This is a genomic window from Paenibacillus xylanexedens (assembly GCF_017874615.1).
In the GTDB taxonomy this organism is placed as follows: domain Bacteria; phylum Bacillota; class Bacilli; order Paenibacillales; family Paenibacillaceae; genus Paenibacillus; species Paenibacillus xylanexedens.
Genome location: NZ_JAGIKV010000008.1, coordinates 73,563 through 94,131 on the forward strand (window position 1 = coordinate 73,563; position 20,569 = coordinate 94,131).

The 20,569-nt window shown below is 46.6% G+C and carries 20 protein-coding genes; 8 read left to right on the forward strand and 12 right to left on the reverse strand.

Features of this window, described 5'->3' with window-relative positions:
• Positions 1 to 172: 172 nt before the first annotated feature.
• Positions 173 to 976, reverse strand: a complete 804-nt coding sequence (locus tag J2Z28_RS12390; protein WP_211082733.1) for an AraC family transcriptional regulator — start codon at positions 974 to 976, stop codon at positions 173 to 175.
• 117 nt (positions 977 to 1,093) lie between these two features.
• On the opposite strand from J2Z28_RS12390, the gene J2Z28_RS12395 reads away from it, so the two are divergent.
• Together J2Z28_RS12395 and J2Z28_RS12400 are read left to right on the forward strand one after the other, a co-directional pair.
• Positions 1,094 to 2,317 (forward strand): MFS transporter, encoded by a 1,224-nt coding sequence (locus tag J2Z28_RS12395; protein ID WP_211082734.1) that lies wholly within the window; start codon positions 1,094 to 1,096, stop codon positions 2,315 to 2,317.
• Positions 2,318 to 2,395: 78 nt separating this feature from the next.
• Complete coding sequence (locus J2Z28_RS12400; protein WP_211082735.1) at positions 2,396 to 3,178, forward strand: ABC transporter ATP-binding protein; 783 nt, start codon at positions 2,396 to 2,398, stop codon at positions 3,176 to 3,178.
• A gap of 199 nt (positions 3,179 to 3,377) precedes the next feature.
• Here the strand turns inward: J2Z28_RS12400 and J2Z28_RS12405 are convergent, their stop codons facing one another.
• The 5 genes from J2Z28_RS12405 to J2Z28_RS12425 form a co-directional block, all read right to left on the reverse strand.
• Positions 3,378 to 4,106, reverse strand: coding sequence for a class I SAM-dependent DNA methyltransferase (locus J2Z28_RS12405; protein ID WP_211082736.1), 729 nt, complete (start codon positions 4,104 to 4,106; stop codon positions 3,378 to 3,380).
• Between the two features lie 146 nt (positions 4,107 to 4,252).
• The gene (locus J2Z28_RS12410; RefSeq protein ID WP_211082737.1) at positions 4,253 to 5,548 is read right to left on the reverse strand and encodes a glycosyltransferase family 2 protein; all 1,296 of its coding nucleotides are present in this window, start codon (positions 5,546 to 5,548) and stop codon (positions 4,253 to 4,255) included.
• Positions 5,549 to 5,708: 160 nt separating this feature from the next.
• Positions 5,709 to 6,584 carry a diguanylate cyclase domain-containing protein gene (locus J2Z28_RS12415; RefSeq protein ID WP_036612242.1) on the reverse strand — a complete coding sequence of 292 codons (876 nt, stop codon included), beginning with the start codon at positions 6,582 to 6,584 and terminating at the stop codon, positions 5,709 to 5,711.
• A gap of 112 nt (positions 6,585 to 6,696) precedes the next feature.
• The gene (locus tag J2Z28_RS12420; protein ID WP_211082738.1) at positions 6,697 to 7,806 is read right to left on the reverse strand and encodes a glycosyl hydrolase family 8; all 1,110 of its coding nucleotides are present in this window, start codon (positions 7,804 to 7,806) and stop codon (positions 6,697 to 6,699) included.
• A gap of 101 nt (positions 7,807 to 7,907) precedes the next feature.
• A complete protein-coding gene (locus J2Z28_RS12425; protein ID WP_244988273.1) occupies positions 7,908 to 8,348 on the reverse strand; it encodes a MarR family winged helix-turn-helix transcriptional regulator in 441 nt (146 codons plus the stop codon).
• Between the two features lie 210 nt (positions 8,349 to 8,558).
• On the opposite strand from J2Z28_RS12425, the gene J2Z28_RS12430 reads away from it, so the two are divergent.
• The gene (locus tag J2Z28_RS12430; protein WP_211082740.1) at positions 8,559 to 9,002 is read left to right on the forward strand and encodes a GNAT family N-acetyltransferase; all 444 of its coding nucleotides are present in this window, start codon (positions 8,559 to 8,561) and stop codon (positions 9,000 to 9,002) included.
• Between the two features lie 166 nt (positions 9,003 to 9,168).
• Here the strand turns inward: J2Z28_RS12430 and rlmN are convergent, their stop codons facing one another.
• The 3 genes from rlmN to greA all read right to left on the reverse strand — a co-directional run bounded on the left by rlmN (position 9,169) and on the right by greA (position 12,559).
• Positions 9,169 to 10,263 (reverse strand): dual-specificity RNA methyltransferase RlmN, encoded by a 1,095-nt coding sequence (gene rlmN / locus J2Z28_RS12435; protein WP_211082741.1) that lies wholly within the window; start codon positions 10,261 to 10,263, stop codon positions 9,169 to 9,171.
• Between the two features lie 179 nt (positions 10,264 to 10,442).
• On the reverse strand, positions 10,443 to 11,798 hold the full coding sequence (locus J2Z28_RS12440; protein WP_211082742.1) for a sodium-dependent transporter: 1,356 nt from the start codon (positions 11,796 to 11,798) through the stop codon (positions 10,443 to 10,445).
• 284 nt (positions 11,799 to 12,082) lie between these two features.
• On the reverse strand, positions 12,083 to 12,559 hold the full coding sequence (gene greA, locus J2Z28_RS12445; protein ID WP_017691594.1) for a transcription elongation factor GreA: 477 nt from the start codon (positions 12,557 to 12,559) through the stop codon (positions 12,083 to 12,085).
• Positions 12,560 to 12,852: 293 nt separating this feature from the next.
• Between greA and J2Z28_RS12450 the strand changes: the two genes are divergently transcribed.
• Positions 12,853 to 13,722 carry an arylamine N-acetyltransferase family protein gene (locus J2Z28_RS12450; RefSeq protein ID WP_415841453.1) on the forward strand — a complete coding sequence of 290 codons (870 nt, stop codon included), beginning with the start codon at positions 12,853 to 12,855 and terminating at the stop codon, positions 13,720 to 13,722.
• Between the two features lie 163 nt (positions 13,723 to 13,885).
• Entirely contained in the window at positions 13,886 to 14,569 is a 684-nt protein-coding gene (locus J2Z28_RS12455) for a 4'-phosphopantetheinyl transferase family protein (RefSeq protein WP_211082744.1), read from the forward strand.
• Positions 14,570 to 14,735: 166 nt separating this feature from the next.
• Here the strand turns inward: J2Z28_RS12455 and J2Z28_RS12460 are convergent, their stop codons facing one another.
• Positions 14,736 to 15,482 carry a Bax inhibitor-1/YccA family protein gene (locus J2Z28_RS12460; protein ID WP_211082886.1) on the reverse strand — a complete coding sequence of 249 codons (747 nt, stop codon included), beginning with the start codon at positions 15,480 to 15,482 and terminating at the stop codon, positions 14,736 to 14,738.
• Between the two features lie 207 nt (positions 15,483 to 15,689).
• Positions 15,690 to 16,046, reverse strand: coding sequence for a nucleotide excision repair endonuclease (locus tag J2Z28_RS12465; protein WP_211082745.1), 357 nt, complete (start codon positions 16,044 to 16,046; stop codon positions 15,690 to 15,692).
• Positions 16,047 to 16,718: 672 nt separating this feature from the next.
• On the opposite strand from J2Z28_RS12465, the gene pdxR reads away from it, so the two are divergent.
• Genes pdxR through J2Z28_RS12480 form a run of 3 tightly spaced genes read left to right on the forward strand, consistent with a single transcriptional unit; the run spans position 16,719 to position 19,558 of the window.
• Positions 16,719 to 18,170 (forward strand): MocR-like pyridoxine biosynthesis transcription factor PdxR, encoded by a 1,452-nt coding sequence (gene pdxR, locus J2Z28_RS12470; protein ID WP_211082746.1) that lies wholly within the window; start codon positions 16,719 to 16,721, stop codon positions 18,168 to 18,170.
• Positions 18,171 to 18,182: 12 nt separating this feature from the next.
• Positions 18,183 to 19,103, forward strand: coding sequence for a D-alanine--D-alanine ligase (locus J2Z28_RS12475; RefSeq protein WP_211082747.1), 921 nt, complete (start codon positions 18,183 to 18,185; stop codon positions 19,101 to 19,103).
• A complete protein-coding gene (locus tag J2Z28_RS12480; RefSeq protein ID WP_244988256.1) occupies positions 19,100 to 19,558 on the forward strand; it encodes a GNAT family N-acetyltransferase in 459 nt (152 codons plus the stop codon). Before J2Z28_RS12475 ends, J2Z28_RS12480 begins: the two co-directional genes overlap by 4 nt.
• Before the next feature lie 132 nt (positions 19,559 to 19,690).
• Here the strand turns inward: J2Z28_RS12480 and J2Z28_RS12485 are convergent, their stop codons facing one another.
• Positions 19,691 to 20,476 (reverse strand): glucose 1-dehydrogenase, encoded by a 786-nt coding sequence (locus J2Z28_RS12485; protein WP_076251972.1) that lies wholly within the window; start codon positions 20,474 to 20,476, stop codon positions 19,691 to 19,693.
• Between the last annotated feature and the right edge of the window lie 93 nt (positions 20,477 to 20,569).

A 20,569-nucleotide genomic window follows, 5' to 3' on the forward strand; every position in this document is an offset into this window, starting at 1 on the left:
AATGCTTGCCATAACCATAATTACAACGTTGTAATTTTAATCTAAATGTATACGCTTACATAAACTTTTTCCCATCTTAGCAAAGTCTTCAATGTTTGGCAACAACAAAAATCAGTGGCATGCTGTAACCTACTAAATACAGTCTCGCATATGCGAGACTGCCTGTTAAAATCTACACATGATTCCGATATTCCATCGGTGTCATAACATACACTCGCTGAAAGGCTCTGTAAAACTGACTGACGCTGGAAAATCCCAGTTCATAACTGATTGTGGTCACTGAATCTGTTGTATGGCGAAGCCTCCTGGACGCTTCTTCTACGCGCAAATTCAGCAAATATTGATACGGTGTTGTTCCCGTAAGAGCCTTGAAAGAACGCATAAAATGATACCGGCTCTGATGCGCGACCATCGCCATCGAATCAATATCCATTGGGCCTGTATAGGCACTGTGAATGTAATCCAGCACTCGTTGGAGATGAGGATCAATGAATGTACCGGGATTTACAGTCTTTTTTCCATTTTCCTGCCCCGTCAACATACGTTTTAGATACGTCTCGATCGCCATTTCTGTTTCCTGCACTTGCAGTATTTCGGGCACATCATCTAACAAAATGGAATTCCAGCCTCGAAACAGACTGCTGATCTCAGCAGGATCAAATGTCTGGGTAGGTCGAAACTCAGCTCGCCCCCCACTTAACTCCGCACCTTCGAAACTGCCTAATGGCGGTTTACGGAACTTGATTACAATGACAGCCGAATCCGACCCTATCTCAAAATAATGCTCAGTCTGGGGATGAGCAATAATCCCTATGCCTGCTGTTAGCGGGTATGCATGCCGTTCCTGTACCAGATGACACTGGCCTCTGACCGGCAGCGTTAACTGATACCAGTCGTCATGTACATGCGGCTCATTCGCAAACCCTCCGGTAGCTTTCCATAATTCTAACCCATTTAGCGTCATGTTTAATTCCATCGTTTGCTCACCTGCTGACATTATAGCAAATCGTGCTCACTTTCCAAGCACTTTTCACAAAGACATGATCTGCCCCCATCTTTTATCATAGAAAAAAATAATTCGAGGTGATCTCCCATGGCTCAGGCCACTTTAAGCAAAATGCAAATCAACTCCTCCGCCAATTGGGCGCTTGCCGGAGTCAGCTTCGCCCATCTGCTGAATGATGCGATGCAGACAGTGGTTCCGTCTGCATTCCCGTTATTCCAGCAGACCATGCAACTCAGTTTCGCCCAGATGGGCTGGATTGCCTTCACCCTGAATATTACCGCATCTGTCCTTCAGCCACTGGTCGGTTATATGTCAGACCGCAAGCCAATGCCAATCCTGCTTCCCGGAGGCATGTTATTCTCCCTGATCGGTGTTCTCGGCTTAGCCTTGTCTTCCGAGTTATGGATGCTGCTTGTTGCGGCAGCATTGATTGGTATAGGCTCATCCATCCTCCACCCCGAATCCTCACGCGTGGCTCATATGGCAGCCGGCCGTGGACGAGGAATGGCACAGTCGATCTTCCAGGTGGGAGGCAACACAGGACAGGCTATTGCTCCATTACTGGTCGCCTTCATCCTGCTGCCACATGGGCAGCGTAGTTTTCTATGGCTGATGGGCTTTGCCCTGATCGGCATCTTCATTCAGTCTTTGGTCAGTCGTTGGTACAGAGACCAGCTTGCCGAGACTCACATTCGTCAGCAACGCCCTCTAAAATCAAGCGGCCCAGAGCCAGCAGCTCGGCCTGTAAGCCGGGGATTCATCGCTTTTACAATGGGAATTCTCATCCTGCTGCTGTTCTCCAAATTCGTATATATTGCAGGCATGACCGGATACTACGCCTTCTATTACGCCGATGCATATGACTTGCCGCTCTCCCAGGCACAGATCTGTCTATTTGTTCTGCAATTTGCAGGCATGGTCGGAACCTTGCTCGGCGGCCCACTTGCTGACCGCTATGGACGTAAACCGATGATCTGGTTCTCCATTGCAGGCACTGCACCGTTTTCCCTACTACTACCTTATGCGGGCCCCGTCCTGTCGATGGTGTTGTGCGGAATGATTGGACTCATCCTGATGTCCGGCTTCAGCGTCATCATTGTTTATGCACAGGAATTGCTTCCTCGTCATATTGGAACGGTATCCGGATTGTTTTTTGGCCTGTCATTCGGCATGGCTGGACTTGGCTCGGTTGTGTTAGGTTCCTTAATTGACGTGACCAGCATTGCGTTTGTTATCAAGTTATGTTCGTTTTTGCCACTGCTTGGTGTGTGTGCTGTATTTCTGCGCAAGGACCAACCAAGAACAGCGTGATAACCGTTGAAACCTCTTTCGTTTTGTGGCTACAATACATCTAGGAGAATTGAGGATAACAGAAGGAAGGAATAACGCATGATTATTGATGTACAGCATGTTACTTGGAAAAGGGGACCACTTACCCTATTGAACGATGTGAACTGGCAGGTGAATGACGGTGAACACTGGGCGTTGCTCGGCCTGAATGGCTCCGGTAAAACAACACTCCTGAACATGATCACCGGGTATCTCTGGCCGACCGAAGGCAAGATATCCGTGTTAGGCCATGAATATGGTGATGTGGATCTGAGACAGCTTCGCAAATCCATTGGCTGGGTCAGTTCATCTCTGCAAGAGAAATTGCATGGCACAGACCGCACACAGTATGTCGTGATCAGCGGCAAACACGCCACCATTGGCCTGGATGACAAGCTGTCAGATGATGATCTGGATCAGGCACAGGAATTGATGCGAACGCTGGGCTGTCAGCACCTGTGGGATCGCGAATATCGTACCTGTTCTCAAGGCGAGAAACAGAAACTTCTTATTGCCCGAGCACTTATGGCCAATCCACGTGTACTTATTCTGGACGAGCCTTGCAATGGACTGGATCTGTTCTCAAGAGAGCGATTGCTGGAGAGCATCCGTGAATTATCACAGCGCCCAGATACCCCTTCACTCATCTATGTCACCCATCATACCGAGGAAATATTGCCTGTCTTTAGTCACAGCCTCCTGCTTCGCCGAGGTAAAATAGTCCATAGCGGATTAACTAGCGAGCTGATGAACACCGAAGTGCTTAGCGACTTCTTCGAGGCACCTGTGGAAGTTGATCGGCATGGAGAACGTGTCTATGTCAGAGCTGCGGCGGATTTATAATTGCGGGGTTATACACAGCAAACGTAACATAGCTGAAGAAACTTAACAGTAAAAAGCCCAATATCTTATCCACATGTGGATAGATTTTGGGCTTTTTACTCCTATATCTAGTGTTATCCACCGTTTTCTGTGTAGAACTTTCTAATTTATGAGTATAACTTTACGGTTCATCTATTTATCTATACGTTTCACCACTATCCTATTTTCGCACACCTAAAAACAGAAATAGCGGAATGCGTTGCCTGCGCAGATAGGTTTCCTCGTTTACAAAATAAGCACGTTGTGGTGCTGACTCGCGCAAATGTTCTACATGGAACCCTGCCCGCTGCAATGCCATAAAATACGATTCAATGGAACGATGCATCTTTTTCACAGAACCGCCCAGCCACTGCTGCTCCCGATATCCTTCTACAAAATACTGATCAACCACCCAATCCGTTCGAGTCCCGGAGGGTTGCAGTGTGGACGTGATCACAGGATGTTCTACCGAGAATATGAATGTGCCATTTTCATTTAACGTGTTATATATCTTGTGGAATAGGCTCTCCACATCCTCGATGTAGTGAACAGCCAGTCGGGATATAACCAGATCGTATGTACCTACCGGATAGGTCCAGTCTTCCATGAATGCCTGTTCAATCTGTGCATTCGTGCCTTTAACCGATTCGTTAGCTGCCCGCACCATATTCAGTGAACCTTCAACTCCCGTGTAAGTTGCACCCTCTTGACCAGAACGGAGCAATTCTACGCCAAACCTCGCATCCCCGCAGCCAAGATCCAGTATGCTCTTGCCCGCAACGTCTCCGATCAGCTCTAGCATAACGGGTTTCTCTAACGTATCATTGGCATTCTCCTGCCACTGGCGGCGTTCCATATACTTCTCAAAGTTTTCCTCATTATCGTAAAACTCAGGTCCCCTGTAGCCCATTCCACACGCCTCCGTTTCCTTTATGCAACGTTCAATATGTACAGCCTGAAAGAGTATACATAATGCCAACCAATCTTTCCATAGTAAAAAAGACTGCCTTCTGAACGAATCCAGAAAACAGCCCTTCATTTATAAGTTGATGTTTCTCAGCCAAAACGCTGCGTTTTGTACCATTTGGTTTCTCTCCGGAATAGCTTATCTCCAATAAGCGAGATAAATGCTTTGACGGATATGACCAGAAATAACTGGGCATATGTGAAATAGGAGAGGCAGGCCACAATAAAATTCTGCGTATTGCTTTGCCCAATATCTGCTGATAGTGCGAGATTAATTTGTAGTACATAAATGTAGTACATTAATGCCCATGCTATTACGAGATACACGTAAACATCCCCTGAGAACTGGAAGGGAGAAATGACATTCGGATTAAATAATGCAATAACCTGATACACTAGATTCGAGACAAAAATAATATCCGATACAATAATAGCGATCATAAACCAGAAATAACTTGCAGCATAGTACAGAACATGCAGTTTAATTCTCCAGCTAGTACGGTCAAATAAATGCTTCACATTGTCGATAACAACCTGATAATTTCCCTTGGACCAGCGCTGGCGCTGTTTCATATATACCGATAATTGCTCAGGTTCCTGCTGGTAAGCCTCTGCTTGTGGCGCTAATGCAATAAGCTGACCCCGAGTAAGAATATCAAACGACACGGCCGTATCTTCCGTGATCGCATCAGGGTCCCATCCACCAATCTCACGGATCAGTGCTGCCTTGATAATATAGTTCGTACCAGGAATCGTGCCCAGTTTGAATAACTCCCATAGCCCCGTATGGTGAACACGTTGGACCGTTACAAGTTCCAGATTAATGCAACGGGAGAGAAAATTCTGACCCCGATTACGAGCTTTGTTTCGACCAAATACAGCACCATACTTCTCCGGGTTTTCCAATGCTTTTTGTGTCAAAAACATCAATGCATTCCGCTCAGGCGCCGCATCTGCGTCATAGATACATATCCATTCTCCCCACGCCAGTTCAAGGCCATCATTCAAAGCTCCCGACTTCCCACCTGTACCGGCACGCTCCAGAATGGTAAAGTCACGATCTGCATAACTCGTCTTGGCCTTGAGTTCCTTCAGGCGCTCTGCTGTATTATCTGTACAATTATCTGCAATAACAATAACTTGAACTTTATGCTCAGGGTAGTTCAGACGCAATATATGCTCAACGGTAGACACGATAACTACCCCTTCATTATGCGCAGGCACCATGACAGTCACAGTGGGGTAATCATCCATACTTTCAGGAATTTGAATTCCCTTTTTTTCTTGTTTGTTAATGAAACGAATAGCTCCAGCCATAATGACAATCGACTCGGTGACGGATATCCAAATACTGAGGATGGACATCAACAGCAGGAAATCAGCCATTCAATTTCCTCCGATCATATTTCCTGTTAATTTTCCCTCGAAAACGAAGAGTCGCAAAGGTTAATATAAGAATCGTAATGGCAAAGAAACTGCTAACTACAATACATAATGGAACAAACCATGTTAAATAATTCACAGAAATACTCCTCCCCCATAGCATCTAGATGTATTCACCAATGAGATCTGTCTCTGTGTTCCGTTCCAGTGCCGCAATAACAGCATCGATATCCTCATACTTACTGAATTGTTCCTTCTGGAATACCAGTGCACCCGATCGAATAACCGTCTGCAACTCATTTCCCTTTTTATCGATGATTTGCAGATCCATCATGGCTTTTTTGATCCGTTGTGTCAGGATGGGCAAGTACTCCACATTGGTCATTGGACAGATAATCACAAAACGTCCTCGATCCACAAAAAATTTATAATCCTCAAACCGAATCTGCTTCTGTATGGTAGTGGATAGTTCAAGAAGGAACTGTGCATAACGTACGGAACCGAGTGATTCCAGTACCAACGGCAAAAACTCGATCTTGAACATCGCCATGCTGAATCCATATTGCTCCGAATAACGTCTGGCTAGATTACTTTGCTTAACAAGCGTATCCGCAAGTGCATCCTTATTGCCCAGAGAGGTATCCAGATCAATCTCCGGATTACGCTCCTGAAGCTCCTGCAGACGCTCCATGACACGCGCATTGCGCACAAGACTTGCCTTGATAAAAGCAGCCACAGCCACATTGGCTGGAATGAGCAGCCACCAAGAGAACGTAAGTACACTTACATCCGCGTAGGTAACAAGCCATACAAAATAAGAGACCAGATAGATAAATCCGGCGACGACAGATACCCCGACAGGTATCACAAAACCCAGGATCAGCGCTCCAAGTGACACAATGCTAAACACCACATCCAGTGTAGTATAACTCTGATTCATATAAATCTTAAGATAGACAACGAGCTGCTGGATTACGGCTAATCCAATCAAACTCGCATATCCCCATGCAATACGAAGGATGGGTGCTTTATTCCTCATAGGTTTCTTCTCTCCAGTAGATTGGTTAGTGATATTTCGAGTAAACAATATATGACATGAATAGACAAACATCATGTTAACACATTGTTGAATATATTAAATGACATTTTTATTACTTTTTAAGTAACTTTTGTAATTCAGTCTCCCCAAGCAAAGGAAACAGGTTATCAAACATATGTGTGTTTCCACTAAATACATATCCGCCTGGATAACTGGCGTCCAGACTACGCATGCTGATCATATGCTTATACAGCTGTTTCGCCCATTTTGGATCACCTGACTGAACCGCAAGCAGCATCGCGAGTCCATATACGGATGGAGATTGGTAAGATACCGCAGGTGTGCGAGTACTACGCTTATATTGTCCCGGCAGCTGATGACGGGTATTGAATTCTTTTTTCAAAAAAGCAATGAGCTTGTCCGGTTTGCGGCTGGTCGCAGTTAGATGGTTCGCTACGATCAGCTGATCAATCAGATTCACTGTGTCATCATATGTATACTCTTTCGTCCCCACATTGAATGTTTTCGGATAAAATATCCCGTCATCCGGCATACTCTTCAACATGGATTCGTACTTGGCATATGTGCCCGGCTCCAGCATTTCATGCTTCTCCATTAATTGGAGAGACGGTAGATCCACATAAACCAGGCTTAACATATCCGCGGAGTAACCATTGCCAAAATCGTGAAAATCAACATAATATCCTTTATTCTGAACCGACTGCGTCAGTGTACGGGAAATATCCGAGGCCGTTGCCAGTTTGGCTTCTCTTCCCTGTTGCCATTGATCTGCTGCCTTTAATAAGGCACCGACAATTCGGAAATCATCACCGAGCGCGTTGGTGGTCACGTGAGATTTTCCCTCAGCATCCAGCTTCCAGGCAATATATTTTTGCGGCATGAGGAAATAGGTCGTCAGCAGTTCATAGCTTTCCTCGAATAACGCCTGATCATTCTTGGCTACAGCATATTGCATCCAAAGACCAAGTGACTCAGATAAAGCCTCTCTGCCTGCTACGATGTCCGCTTTTTCGGATTTGGCATCCTGCAAATAGGACGCAAGTAAACCATTGGGATTGGTCATATGATCTTGGACAAAGGATACTGTAGGGGATAATTCATTCATCACGAACCGCTCCTTCATGAAAATAATGAACGCTGCTGCAATACTGACCACCAATATGACCAACCACGTTACTGTTTTCCGGTTCATTCTCTTCATGATTCCCTCCTGTACTTTTGCTATTGTGAGATAATGACTCTGCTCCTTGAGATCGGTTCGGCTAGGGTCTGAGATGTAGGGGTCAAGGATAGAGGTATTGTTCATTCTAAGATATCCATGTAGGGTCGCCGTCCGCCCTTTTTGACAAATTTCCAGTCCACCTCGATATTATGTCGCATTCGGCGGAGAAGCATGACCGCGGTCTCGATCTCTTCCTCCGTCAGACCATCCAGAGTCACCTGATCCGAATGCACGCCCTCTTTACGAATGAATTCCCATGCTTCAAGCCCAGCTTTGGTGGGATACAACACCTTATTCTTTTTATTACCCATTGCTGGCTGTTTAATAATGAACCCATCGGATTCGAGTTTGCTAATAGCTCTGGCCGCCGTTGTGCGATCCACTTTGATCAGTTCAGCAAGCTGATTCGGAATAATGCCCGGATTCTCACAGATTCGATACAGATATAGATATTGTCCACGGGACAGGTTCAGATGCTGAAACTCAACATTACTGATTGAATCCAGACAGCGGGCAATCATACCAATTTCACGCAGCACTTCTTTTTTCTCAGTCAACACACTCACGCCCCTATAAAATTGTTGCATTCACAACATAAATAGTGATATAACTACAGTTAAATTGCATTAAATTTTAACCATGATACTCACATGGAACGGCTGCAATGATTATGCTATATACCAGTTTATCACGTCAGGATAACATTACGATCACCCAAAGGAGAAACATTCATGAATACAACGATTGTTGAAGTTACTAATCAGGAATTGCTTGATGCGTGCTTCGCCATTCGCACCGCTATTTTCGTCGAAGAACAAGGCGTACCCGCATCGGATGAATTCGATGCTTATGATACATTAGACGCGGAGGCGCGCCACATTCTGCTCTACGTAGACGGTGTACCTGCTGCTTCCTCCAGACTGCGCATTGTGGAACAAGTCGCCAAATTGGAACGGATCTGTGTCATGCTCGATTACCGCAAACACGGCCTGGGCCGTGTGCTGATCGACAAGCTGGAGCAGATGGCTGTTGCCGATGGTCTTGAGAAAGCCAAGCTGCATGCACAGGTACAAGCTTCCGGGTTCTACGAACGTCTCGGATATGCACCCGCGTCGGAAGTATTTATGGAAGACGGCATTCCCCATCTGCTGATGACCAAAAAACTGAAATCATGACATTCCAAAAAACGCCTCCGTTATCACTTCTCAGTGATATACAGAGGCGTTTTGCATTCAGGCAACGCATTCGCGAACCCAACAACGGTAGATGGCACGTACAAAGTACAGGCACTGATTATAACAACCAAGTATCCTAACTTACTTGCCAGATCCGCGTTGTATCTTATCCCAGTGCCAGACGGCCTGGCTCGGATTCGGCAGTGTTGTTCTTCATTTGTTTACTGCGCAACTGTCCGCAGGCAGCATCGATATCCGTACCATGTTCCATACGTACAGTGGAGTTGATGTTGTTCTTTTTGAGCGTATCATAGAAGCCCAGAATCGACTCTTCTGTACTCCGTTGATACTGACTGTGCTCATCCACCGGGTTGTATGGAATCAGGTTCACACTGACCATACTTCTGCGACTGGATAACAGTTCAGCGAGCTCCGCGGCATGCTCACGTTGATCGTTAACATCACGTAACAGGATGTACTCAAACATGATGCGTTTGTTGGTTTTAGCCAGATAATAATCCACCGCATCCATCAATTGCTCGATCGGGAAAGCCCGGTTGATCTTCATAATGTGCGTACGCAGTTCATTATTAGGTGCATGCAGAGAGATCGCCAGGTTGACCTGCAGACTACTGTCTGCAAATTCCTTGATCTTGTCCGGAAGGCCACTCGTGGACACAGTAATCCGTTTGGCGGCAAGTGCCAGTCCTTTGCGATCCTTAATGACTTCGATGAAATCACTCATGTGCTGGAAGTTGTCGAACGGTTCGCCAATCCCCATCACAACCACGTTCGTTACCCGCTCGTCTTGACCCGCTGCATCCAAATGTCGCTGTACATGCATAATCTGCTCCACAATCTCTCCAGCAGTCAGATCACGGCTCTTCTTGATCAATCCGCTCGCACAGAAGCTACAGCCAATATTACAGCCGACTTGTGTGGTCACACATACGGTAAGTCCGTATTTTTGTCGCATTAATACCGTCTCAATCAGGTTGCCGTCCTGCATCCGTAGCAGAAATTTCACGGTACCATCTGCCGATTCCTGCTTCACATGTTCGCTCAGCGAGTTCATTGTGAAATGCTCAGAGAGAACGTCCAGACATTCTTGACGGACATCGGTCATTGCCGGAAAATCGTGTACACGCTCGTGATATAACCATTCCCAAATCCGGGATGCACGGGATTTTTTCTGCCCATGCTCCGGTAGCCAGGAACGTAATTGCTCTAATGTTAATCCATATATGGATGATTTGTTCATTGTATAATCCTCTTTTCGCAAAAAAGCATATGGCTTATCGGTCCTACCCAAAAAACCTCTACTCCGTATTGTCCCAAAATTGACGAGGGAAAACAAGGGCTTTTGCATTTCTTCCAAGAGGCTTTATCCATGGTAAATCTGCACAACAGACCATATTTCACCCTATCGGGTCTTCACCATTAGAAGTGAATGATGCCGGATGTGTGTAGTAGAACCAGCAGAACCAGGATCGGAGCTACGTAACGCAGCATGAACAGCCACACCCGGAACCATCCGGAACGCAGGCCGGAAGCTTCAGCAGCCGTTTTCCAGAAGTATCCGGCAAAAATCGTCACAAGCAGTCCACCGACAGGCAGCAGGATGTTGGATGCTACAAAGTCCATCCAGTCGAACACACTCTTCGATCCAATCGTCCATTCAGGCAGCAAGCCGAGCGACAATACCGAAGGAAGTCCCACGATGAAGACCGCTAGAGAGATAACCCACACCGAACGACTGCGGCTCCAGGACAAACGTTCCATGAAATATTTCACCGGAACTTCCAGCAAGGATACCGCCGAAGTCATTGCCGCAATAGCCAGTAGAATGAAGAACAGTCCACCAAACAGGAAGCCGAGCGGCATGGCCGAGAATGCCGCCGGCAGAGCCACGAAGATCAGTGACGGTCCTTGGTCTGGTGCAATACCAAACGAGAATGTCGTTGGGAAGATAATCAGACCAGCAATGAACGCATAGATCAGGTCACCTGCACCGACGGCGACGGTTGCCGCACCGAGGGATTGATTTTTATCCACATACGAACCGTAGGTTACAAGAATACCCATCCCAAGTGACAGGGAGAAGAAGGCATGTCCAAGCGCCACCAGTGCAGATTCAGTTGTAAGCTGCGAGAAGTCCGGATTCAGGAAGAAGGAGACACCAGCTCCTGCACCCGGCAATGTAACTGCACGGATCATCAGGATAATAAGCAGCACCAACATCGCCGGAATCAGTACCTTGTTGAACTTTTCGATTCCGTTGGATACTCCTTTGGCTACAATCCAGCCTGTAATTAGAACCGCAACCAGTTGCCATACAATCGGCATATAGCCACCTATGAAGGAATCGAACTGTCCGGCATAATCCGGATTGTTAAACAATGTGCCACTGAATGACGTAATTGCATATTGCAAGGTCCAGCCTGCAATAATGACATAAAAGGACAGGATGATAAACGGCGTCAGTACCTGCAGCAAGCCGGCTGCGAGCCAGCCCTTATGTCCACCTGCTTTGATAAAAGCCGTAGCTGCACTACCTCTGCCACTGCGGCCAATCGCGAGTTCAGCCAGGAGCACTGGCAGACCGATGAGCAGCAAACAGACGATGAAGAGCAGGAAAAACGCAGCCCCTCCGTTCTCACCCGTAATGTACGGGAATTTCCACATGTTGCCCAGACCAACCGAACTACCAATGGCTGCCAGGATAAATCCAGCTTGGGAGAAACGTTCTCCTTTGCCAGCGTTGTCTTGATCTAGATTAGGCTTACTAAAATTCATCGTATCTACTCCATCACTTTAAAGTTTTCCCGTAATTATATACTACTCACCTTGTCAGGTCATTCGAAATTCGAAATTTGTCGAAATGTTATTTTTTTTACATAAAAAACACAAGGAAATCTCCATCTCATAAGTTCCTTAAACACAGTATGTGATAAAGTCCGTTAGTCCAACCGTATGAAGTTTCAACAAATCCATATTCCCAACCATTCAAAGCCCAATAGAATAAAAAAGAGGTGTCCCCTCAGCCACTTGGATGACTGCGGAGCACCTCTTTTTTTGAATTACACTTTAATTTGAAGTAACTCGTACTTGATAACGCCCATCGGAGCATTGACATGAATGACGCTGCCCACTTCTTTGCCCATTATCTCCTTGCCCAGCGGGCTCTCGTACGAAATTTTATTATCCGCAACATCGGCCTCTGCAGGACCAACCACTTTATATTCAATCTTCTCGGCGAACTCAATGTCATTAAGCAACACCGTCGATCCAATGCTCACTTTGTTGGAGTCTATATTATCTGAAGAGATGACTCTTGCTTTTGTCAGCATCTTCTCCAGAATCAAAATCCGGGTCTCCATAAAGGCCTGATCATCTTTGGCTGAATGATACTCACTATTTTCCTTCAGGTCACCGTAACTGATCGCCAGTTTTAGACGCGCAGCCAATTCCTTACGCTTCACCGACTTCAAATCCCTCAGTTCGTCCTCCAGCTTTTCCAAGCCTTCCTGTGTCAAAATCACTTCATCATTAGCCATTTTTCCATCTCCTAATCCTGCTATCTATCTATATTCTAACCTATATCCACTCCAAAGGGTTAGCATACCCCAGAAAAAGAAATAGCCCATCCATATATTGTATTTCAATGAGATCAGAACCATGCCCATCTCTTGAGATGAATTTCAAGGCTTTGTTCAATAATTGTACCGTTACAATCTGCGCAACTGATGATGTTGTTTTCATCCGTTCACTTTTACAATGAACTCAGGGCTGCAGAAGTTTATAAAAATGTTGGCTGCAGCCCACTATATGACGTGAGGTGATCTGAATGATTGAACTATTGAATACAGCTGAAATACAGGCCTATCTGAAACGGATCGGCATAGATGATATAAAGGAACCTACACTGAAATTCTTATTTGAACTCCAGCGAGCACATGTACAATATTTATCCTGGCAAACGGTCGATATTTTTGCAGGTCGTCCTGCGGAAATCAGTCTTCAAGATTCAATTCAGCTTATATTACAGGGACGCAGCGGCTACTGTTTTCATCTAAATGGTGCATTTAGTGTTCTTCTCCGCTCGCTGGGTTATACGGTTGATTGGCATCGCGGTGGAGTACAGCCTCATGGGGAACAACCCCGCGTGAACTCATTCCATCTCGGTCTATCTGTGCTTCTGCCAGATGCTGACCCGACAGTTGAACGCTGGATTGTAGATGTAGGTCTCGGCGGAATGCCCTTTGAACCTCTGCCACTTCGTTATGGAACCTATGGTTCAGCTCCGTTTACGTACCAATTGATGCCATCATCTGTTTTGGCTGGGGGATGGAGGCTTGAGTACGAGCCGAATGGGCCAAGTGAAGGAGTCGACTATGCTCCTGAAGCAATTTCCAGCCTGGAGGAGTTCATTCCCAAACATGAATTCTACAGTCGGGCGGCCGAATCACCTTGGCATAACGTATTTTTGCTTCGTCAGCGGAATGAGATCCGCAGTAATGAACTACGTGGATGTATACTCCGAACACATGATATCGAAGGAATCCGGAAAACGGAGATCCGGAATTATACCGAGTGGCGTAACGTATTAACTGAACTATTCCATGAACCCTTGGTGAATTACAGCGAACTGGAATGCCAAGATATGTGGGAGCGAGTGCAGTCTGCGCATACAGAATGGAAACGAGTACAGGAAGCATGATGAAGAAGATGCACAACCTGAGGCCTTAACATAAAAAGCGAGACAACCGGCTTGCTTTTTAGGGGCATCCGTATAGTGATGATTTGGGAGGAAGAGTTGAGGGGACGTTCCATATAAAGGAAAGTTACTGATCCACGCCGAATATGTCCTCAGGTGATTAATGATGATAACTATTCGTGTACTTCAAGTTCCAGAAGTATTGCCCGAGGCGAAATGGAACCAATTGCTATCGCAAGTTTCTGCGGAGCGATGTGCTCAGGCTTCGCGTTTTCTGCGTCAGGCTGACGCGTATCGCTCCGTGCTGGGAGAAATATTGACTCGTGTGACTTTGAGCAAGTTAACTGGACTGAGACCTGCTGACCTTTCTTTTACCCGTAATTCCTACGGCAAACCTTCGCTCAGTCACCATTCGGATGTACAATTCAACGTCTCCCATTCTGGTGATTGGATTGCGCTGATCTCCGGCAGTACAGATGAACTGGGCGTGGATGTGGAAAAAATAGCTCCAATTGACATGCAGATTGCAGAGCGTTTCTTCTCTCCTAAGGAGAGCCAGTTCTTAGCTGCCGAGCCTGACGATCGTCGGCTGGAAACCTTCTACCGTCTATGGACGCTGAAGGAAAGTTATATCAAGGCAGTGGGTATGGGGTTGTCCATACCCCTGAACTCATTCGCCATCCTTCCCAATGAGCGGGAAGATTGGGATTGCAAACAGGCTGCGGCACATCGCTTCTATAGTCGGCGACTGGATGATGGACATATGCTTGCGGCATGTTCGGCTGGGGGAGAACTGCCGAGCAAGCCGGAAATCGTAACCTTAGAGGATCTGTATACAGAGTTAGTATAGAGTGGTGCTGGGCCTCAACGAATTGGAATCAGTTGAGTTTTGTAAGGGCGGCCATTAAGGAAATTCTGCTAATGTTAATCAAAAAAAGCTAACGACGTGAGTATCACGCGTTAGCTTTTTAGCTTTAAATTTACAATCCGTTTACGTCTCTGACGTATGGATAGGACTAATCCCGGCTCCGCAATTTGCCAAGCAGACGGATAATCTCAATGTACAACCATACGAGCGTCACCATCAATCCAAATGCACCGTACCACTCCATGTACTTGGGCGCACCACGTTCAGCACCACCCTCGATGAAGTCGAAATCCAGGACCAGATTGAGGGCAGCCACAATGACGATAACGACCGAAATACCAATGCCGATCAAGCTGTTATCATGCAGATAAGGAATTGAAATGCCGAAGAAACTAAGTACAAAGCTCAACAGATACATGATCATGATACCGCCAGTTGCAGCCACGACCCCAAGCTTGAAGTTCTCCGTAGCTTTGATCAATCTAGTTTTGTATGCCACCAGCAGAGCGATGAATACAGCCATGGTCAACAGAGCCGCCTGTAAGGTAATTCCGTTATACAGGGACTCATAGGTTGCAGAGAGTGCTCCAAGGAAAAGGCCTTCTGCCACAGCATAGATAGGTACTAGATACGGTGCCGCTACTGGTTTGAACGAAATCACAAGTGCCAGAATGAAACCAACGATCAATCCGCCATAAGCGAGCGGCATCACTTGTTGTCCGTTAAAGAACATCATCCATGTTGCAAACGCACTGCCCAGCAGGATCACAAGCGTAATAAACGCTTTGTTAACCGTACCGTTGATCGTCATGTAATTCTGATACCGATCTTCTCCATATCCTCTGTTTTCAAACGTGCTGTCTTTAAGTGTAGGGTTACCGCTACGACCGATCAACACAATCACCTCTTCATATGCATTTGATATATCTGTGATACTAAGTTTGGGCGTACTACGGTTCAATTCTACAAGCTACTCCCTCGAAAAGATCGGGATGGCACCAGAAGGAATCGGATGCAATCCTTCGATTGCATCCTTACCCACTGGCGCAACACTTAGGACATATGTCCCAGACATTGCATGTTCATGTGCTTTTTAAGCGTTTTATTTGTACAAGACTTTATCTACATTGTATTTCGCACGCATCGTGTTGATGATATAGGTCTCGTAAATTTCACGATCTACTGGATCTTCAATCACGCATACTTCAATCTTCGTTACTTCCTCGCGGTGATTCTTGATTGGTGATACAGTGTCTTCAAAATGCTTTTTGATACGTGGTCTTAATTTTCGTGCTTTCCCGACAAATAACAACTCTCCAGCGGCATTGTAAAACATGAAAATCCCGCCTAGTTCCCGGGTAATCAGGTGAAAATCAGTAAATCCATAAATGTGGCTAAGCTGTGGATCAGCCTGCTTTGTGATGGTTACATCCGGTGTTGGCACGGTAATATTAATCAATAGGCTCACTTCCTCATTATCTATAGGTTTACATCCTATCACATATTATAAAGGGACACCATTTCAATCTATATGAAGTACAATTCACGCAATTTTCGCTATTACGACAAATATTTCAAAAAAAAGGTTAACTTCCCTGATTCAAAGTGGTACTATAGGGGTATGAGGAAGAAATTGGGCACTGAGACATACGTCTTTATATCTACCTCCGTCTATTGTACCCTATGATTGAAACTCTTTTTCATGCTGAATTCTGTTACGTGATCACGACAAGAGTACAGTTAGCAAGAACCCTAGCTTATAGATTGTGGATTCATCATCTAATCGACCCTTGCAGCAAGCAAACCTAGAAAGACCTAGATTCATGATTCACTGTAGATTTTAAGTATCACCTAGAAAGCCTGCAATTATAGTCGTACTGAAGTTAATAGACACACGTAGAAGGTCAGATAGCTATCGATCCTAGAGAGACTAGTCATGCAATACAACTGTAGAAATTATAGCAGCAGTACTATAGAAAATGGATCAAGTTTCACCACCAGGCCCCGGCATACTGCCAGGGCTTTTTGCGTTTGTGCGAACAACCAACCACACGCTCAGGGAAACAGAGGTATCGTGGTTCTTTCTGCTGGGTTTATAATATGGCAAGATACCAGTAGAGGGAGTGATGGGATGTATTCCGATCTGCAACTGACGGAGGACCGCCCTGTATATATACAAGTCAAAGATTATATGAAGCGATTGATGCTCAAAGGCGGCCTGCAAGCCAAACAAAAGCTGCCCTCGACCCGTGAACTCAGCACACTCATGAAGGTTAGTCGCAGCACGGTCCTGCTCGCTTATGCCGAGCTTGAAGATGAAGGTCTGATCTATGCAGTCAAAGGCAAGGGCAATTACGTCAGTGCCTCCATCGAAACACCTGAGGCAGCAGCGAACTGGGAACTGGACTGGACGACAGAGGTAAGCGAGTATGCAATTCAGGCAGAGCAGTACGATCTGATGAAGCATGGCTCCGGAGCAGAGCGCGGTGAGATATCGTTTACCAGCATAGCACCGGATGAAAAGCTGTTTGATCTGCACAACGTGAAACGGGCTTTTCTGGATCGCATGTCACTTGAAGGCGAAGTACTGCTGAATTACGGATATGCGCAAGGATACAGACCGCTGATGAACTATTTACTACGATATATGGAGAACAAAGGTGTTGACCTCCGTGGCAAGGACATTCTGATCACCAACGGATTCACGGAAGGTTTCGATCTGGTGCTTGGAGCGTTGCGCAAAAAAAGCGGAAAAGCGCTCTGCGAGAATCCAACGCACCACACGGCGATCAAAAATCTAAAGTTGCACCAGTTCCACCTGACCGGTGTGAACATGGAGCCGGATGGCTTGGACTTGAAGCAACTGGAACATGAACTTGAGGCAAGTCCATATGATCTGGCATATCTCGTGCCATCCTATCACAATCCAACCGGGATTGTGACGTCCCCTGCGAAACGGGTAGAGATCATCCGGTTGATGAACAAGTATCAGGTACCGATTATTGAGGACGGGTTCAACGAAGAATTGCGATATTCCGGTTCGCATGTCTCTCCCCTGATCGCCAGCATGGGCAAAGGCAATGGACTGGTGTATCTGGGCAGCTTCTCCAAAGTCCTGTTCCCAGGTCTGCGGGTAGGTTGGATTATTGCGGATGCGGCGCTGATTGATTATCTGGAGAGTATGAAACGGGCACGCAGCATCCATACCTCCACGCTGGACCAATCGTTATTGTATCAATATCTGAGCAACGGTAATTTCGAGAAATATTTGAAGCGAGCTCGCACGGAGTATAAGCGAAAATATGAATTGGTTGTGCGTTGCCTGAAGCAGTATCTGCCAATGTGCCGGATTTCCGGTGCGGGTGGTCTGCATCTGTTCGTGCAGTTCCCGTCCGAATACAGAACCCGTGAACTGCTGGCGGCCTGTAAAGTGAAAGGTGTGACGTTCACACCAGGGGATACCTTTTATCTGGAACCCGGTCAAGGTGTAAACACGATGCGTCTGGGTTTCTCCAGAGTCAGCGATGAGAATATACGTAAAGGCATTCGCATCATTGGCGAGACAGCAGCTCAAATGAGATAAGGAGGATTTTACATGAAAGTTGGCGTGATTATGGGCGGTACATCTTCAGAGCGGGATATTTCCCTGCTCACCGGACAGGAGATGATGGCAAACCTGAATAGAGACAAATACGAGGTTGTACCCATTGAGCTGAATACCAAGCGTGATCTAATCGACAAGTCAGCGGGGATTGATGTGGCACTGCTTGCACTGCATGGCAAATACGGCGAAGACGGTACGGTTCAAGGCACATTGGAATCCCTGGGTATTCCCTACACAGGCTGTGGTGTGCTGGCAAGCAGTGTATGCATGGATAAAGACATGTCCAAACAACTCATGCAGCATGCAGGTGTGCTTACCGGGGAATGGCAGCGGGTGAACCATATGGAGGAACTGTCCTCTATTGCTGTTCAACAATTAACGTACCCCGTGGTGGTCAAACCCAATTCAGGCGGTTCCAGCATTGGTACCCAGGTCGTGAAGGAAGCTTCCGTCCTGCCGACTGCTGTAGAGGCTGCCCTCGCCTGGGATGATACGGTCATGATTGAACAGTATATCGAAGGTGAAGAGATTACCTGTGCTATTCTGGATGGTAAGATGCTGCCAGTGATCTCCATTCGTTCGAACGCCGAGTTTTTCGACTATGCTTCCAAATATGATGACCACGGGGCCGATGAGCAGGTTGTGCAATTGCCTGTGGACCTTCACCATCGCGTTGAAGCCGCGGCCTTGGCCTGTTATCAGGTGCTCAAATGTAGCGTCTACGCACGCGTGGATATGATGATTCGGGAAGGCATGCCGTATGTGCTTGAAGTGAACACGCTGCCGGGTCTTACCCGTAACAGTCTGCTGCCCAAAAGTGCAGCCGCTGCAGGCATTTCTTTTGCAGAGCTGCTGGATACCATTATTGAACTTTCATTGAAGGAAAGATCCAAGGAGGATACAACATTATGAGCCTGGATGTGACGATTAGACATAGCTCCCCTACCGATCTGCAAGATATGGTCATTCTGATGGACCAACTTGGTTATCCCACCACGTACGCGGAGATGGAGGAGCGCTATACCCATATCTCTACGGACGCAAACTTTACTACACTGGTTGCTGAAGCACGAGGCCGCGTAGTTGGACTGATCGGATTACAGACGTCTTATCTGTATGAAAAAAACGGAAGACACTGCCGTATCTTGGCATTGGTTGTACACGATCAGTTCAGGGGCTCAGGCATCGGCCCATTGCTCATTCTGGAAGCTGAGCAATGGGCCGCCACACATGACGTGGACTCCCTGTCTCTGAACAGTGGCAATCGCCCAGAACGTGAAGCTGCACATGAATTCTATCGCCAGATGGGCTTTACAGCCGGGAGTACCGGGTTTAGCAAAAAGCCGCAGATTCTACAGCACACTTAATCTGCCGGATACGGGATACGCGCCCTTGAATATCAAACCAAAAAAAGAACGCCCCAATCCGCACATTGGCGAAAAAGGGCGTTCTTCAGTATATATCTATGCCGCATTGATGAACCATTGATGATTATGGGATCAATATTTGGCTGACTGCGCACCATCAATCGGAATAATGGCTCCATTGATAAATGGTGCTTCGCCGGACAGCAAGAAGGCAACGAGACGCCCTACTTCCTTCGGTTCACCCAAGCGCTTCGCCGGGTTGTCCTTCACGAACTCTTTGGATGCTGACTCCCAGTCATTCGGATTGATCTGTTTGAACGAGCCGATAACCATATCTGTCAGAATGGCTCCGGGTGCAATTGCATTAACGCTGATCCCATGCTCGGCGTATTCAATCGCTGCATCTTTGGTCATGCCGGCTACGGCATGTTTGCTCGCTCCGTAGGCAACCAGGTTTGGCACGGCGCGAATCCCTCCAACAGAGGACGCGTTCACGATGTAGCCTTCGCCCTGTTTTTTCATCACAGGTAGAACGTGCTTCAACCCGAAAAATACACCCTTCAGATTGATATCGATAACTTTATTAAACATCTCCGTCTCGTAGTTTTCAATCAGGTTTTGCTTGCCTTCAATGCCTGCATTGTTGAAAAATGCATCGATACGTCCGAACTCATTGACCGTATCACTAACATACTTCTTCACAGCTTCTTCGTCAGATACGTCACCTTCGATTAACAGAAACTCGGCATGCTGTACCTCTTCCGAGATCACACGCTTGGTCTCTTCCAGCGCCTTCATGTTCACATCCACCAGGGCAAGCTTCGCCCCTTCACGTGCAACTTCCACAGCAGCTGATCGTCCAAGACCGGAGCCACCGCCTGTAATCAGGACCACTTTACCCGCAAATCGTTCAGTCATACTCCATAGACCTCCCTTTGCTGTTTTGACATCCTCCATACGTAAATACCCATTTCTTCATTTGCTCTAATCTAACGGGGAACAGTTACAGCC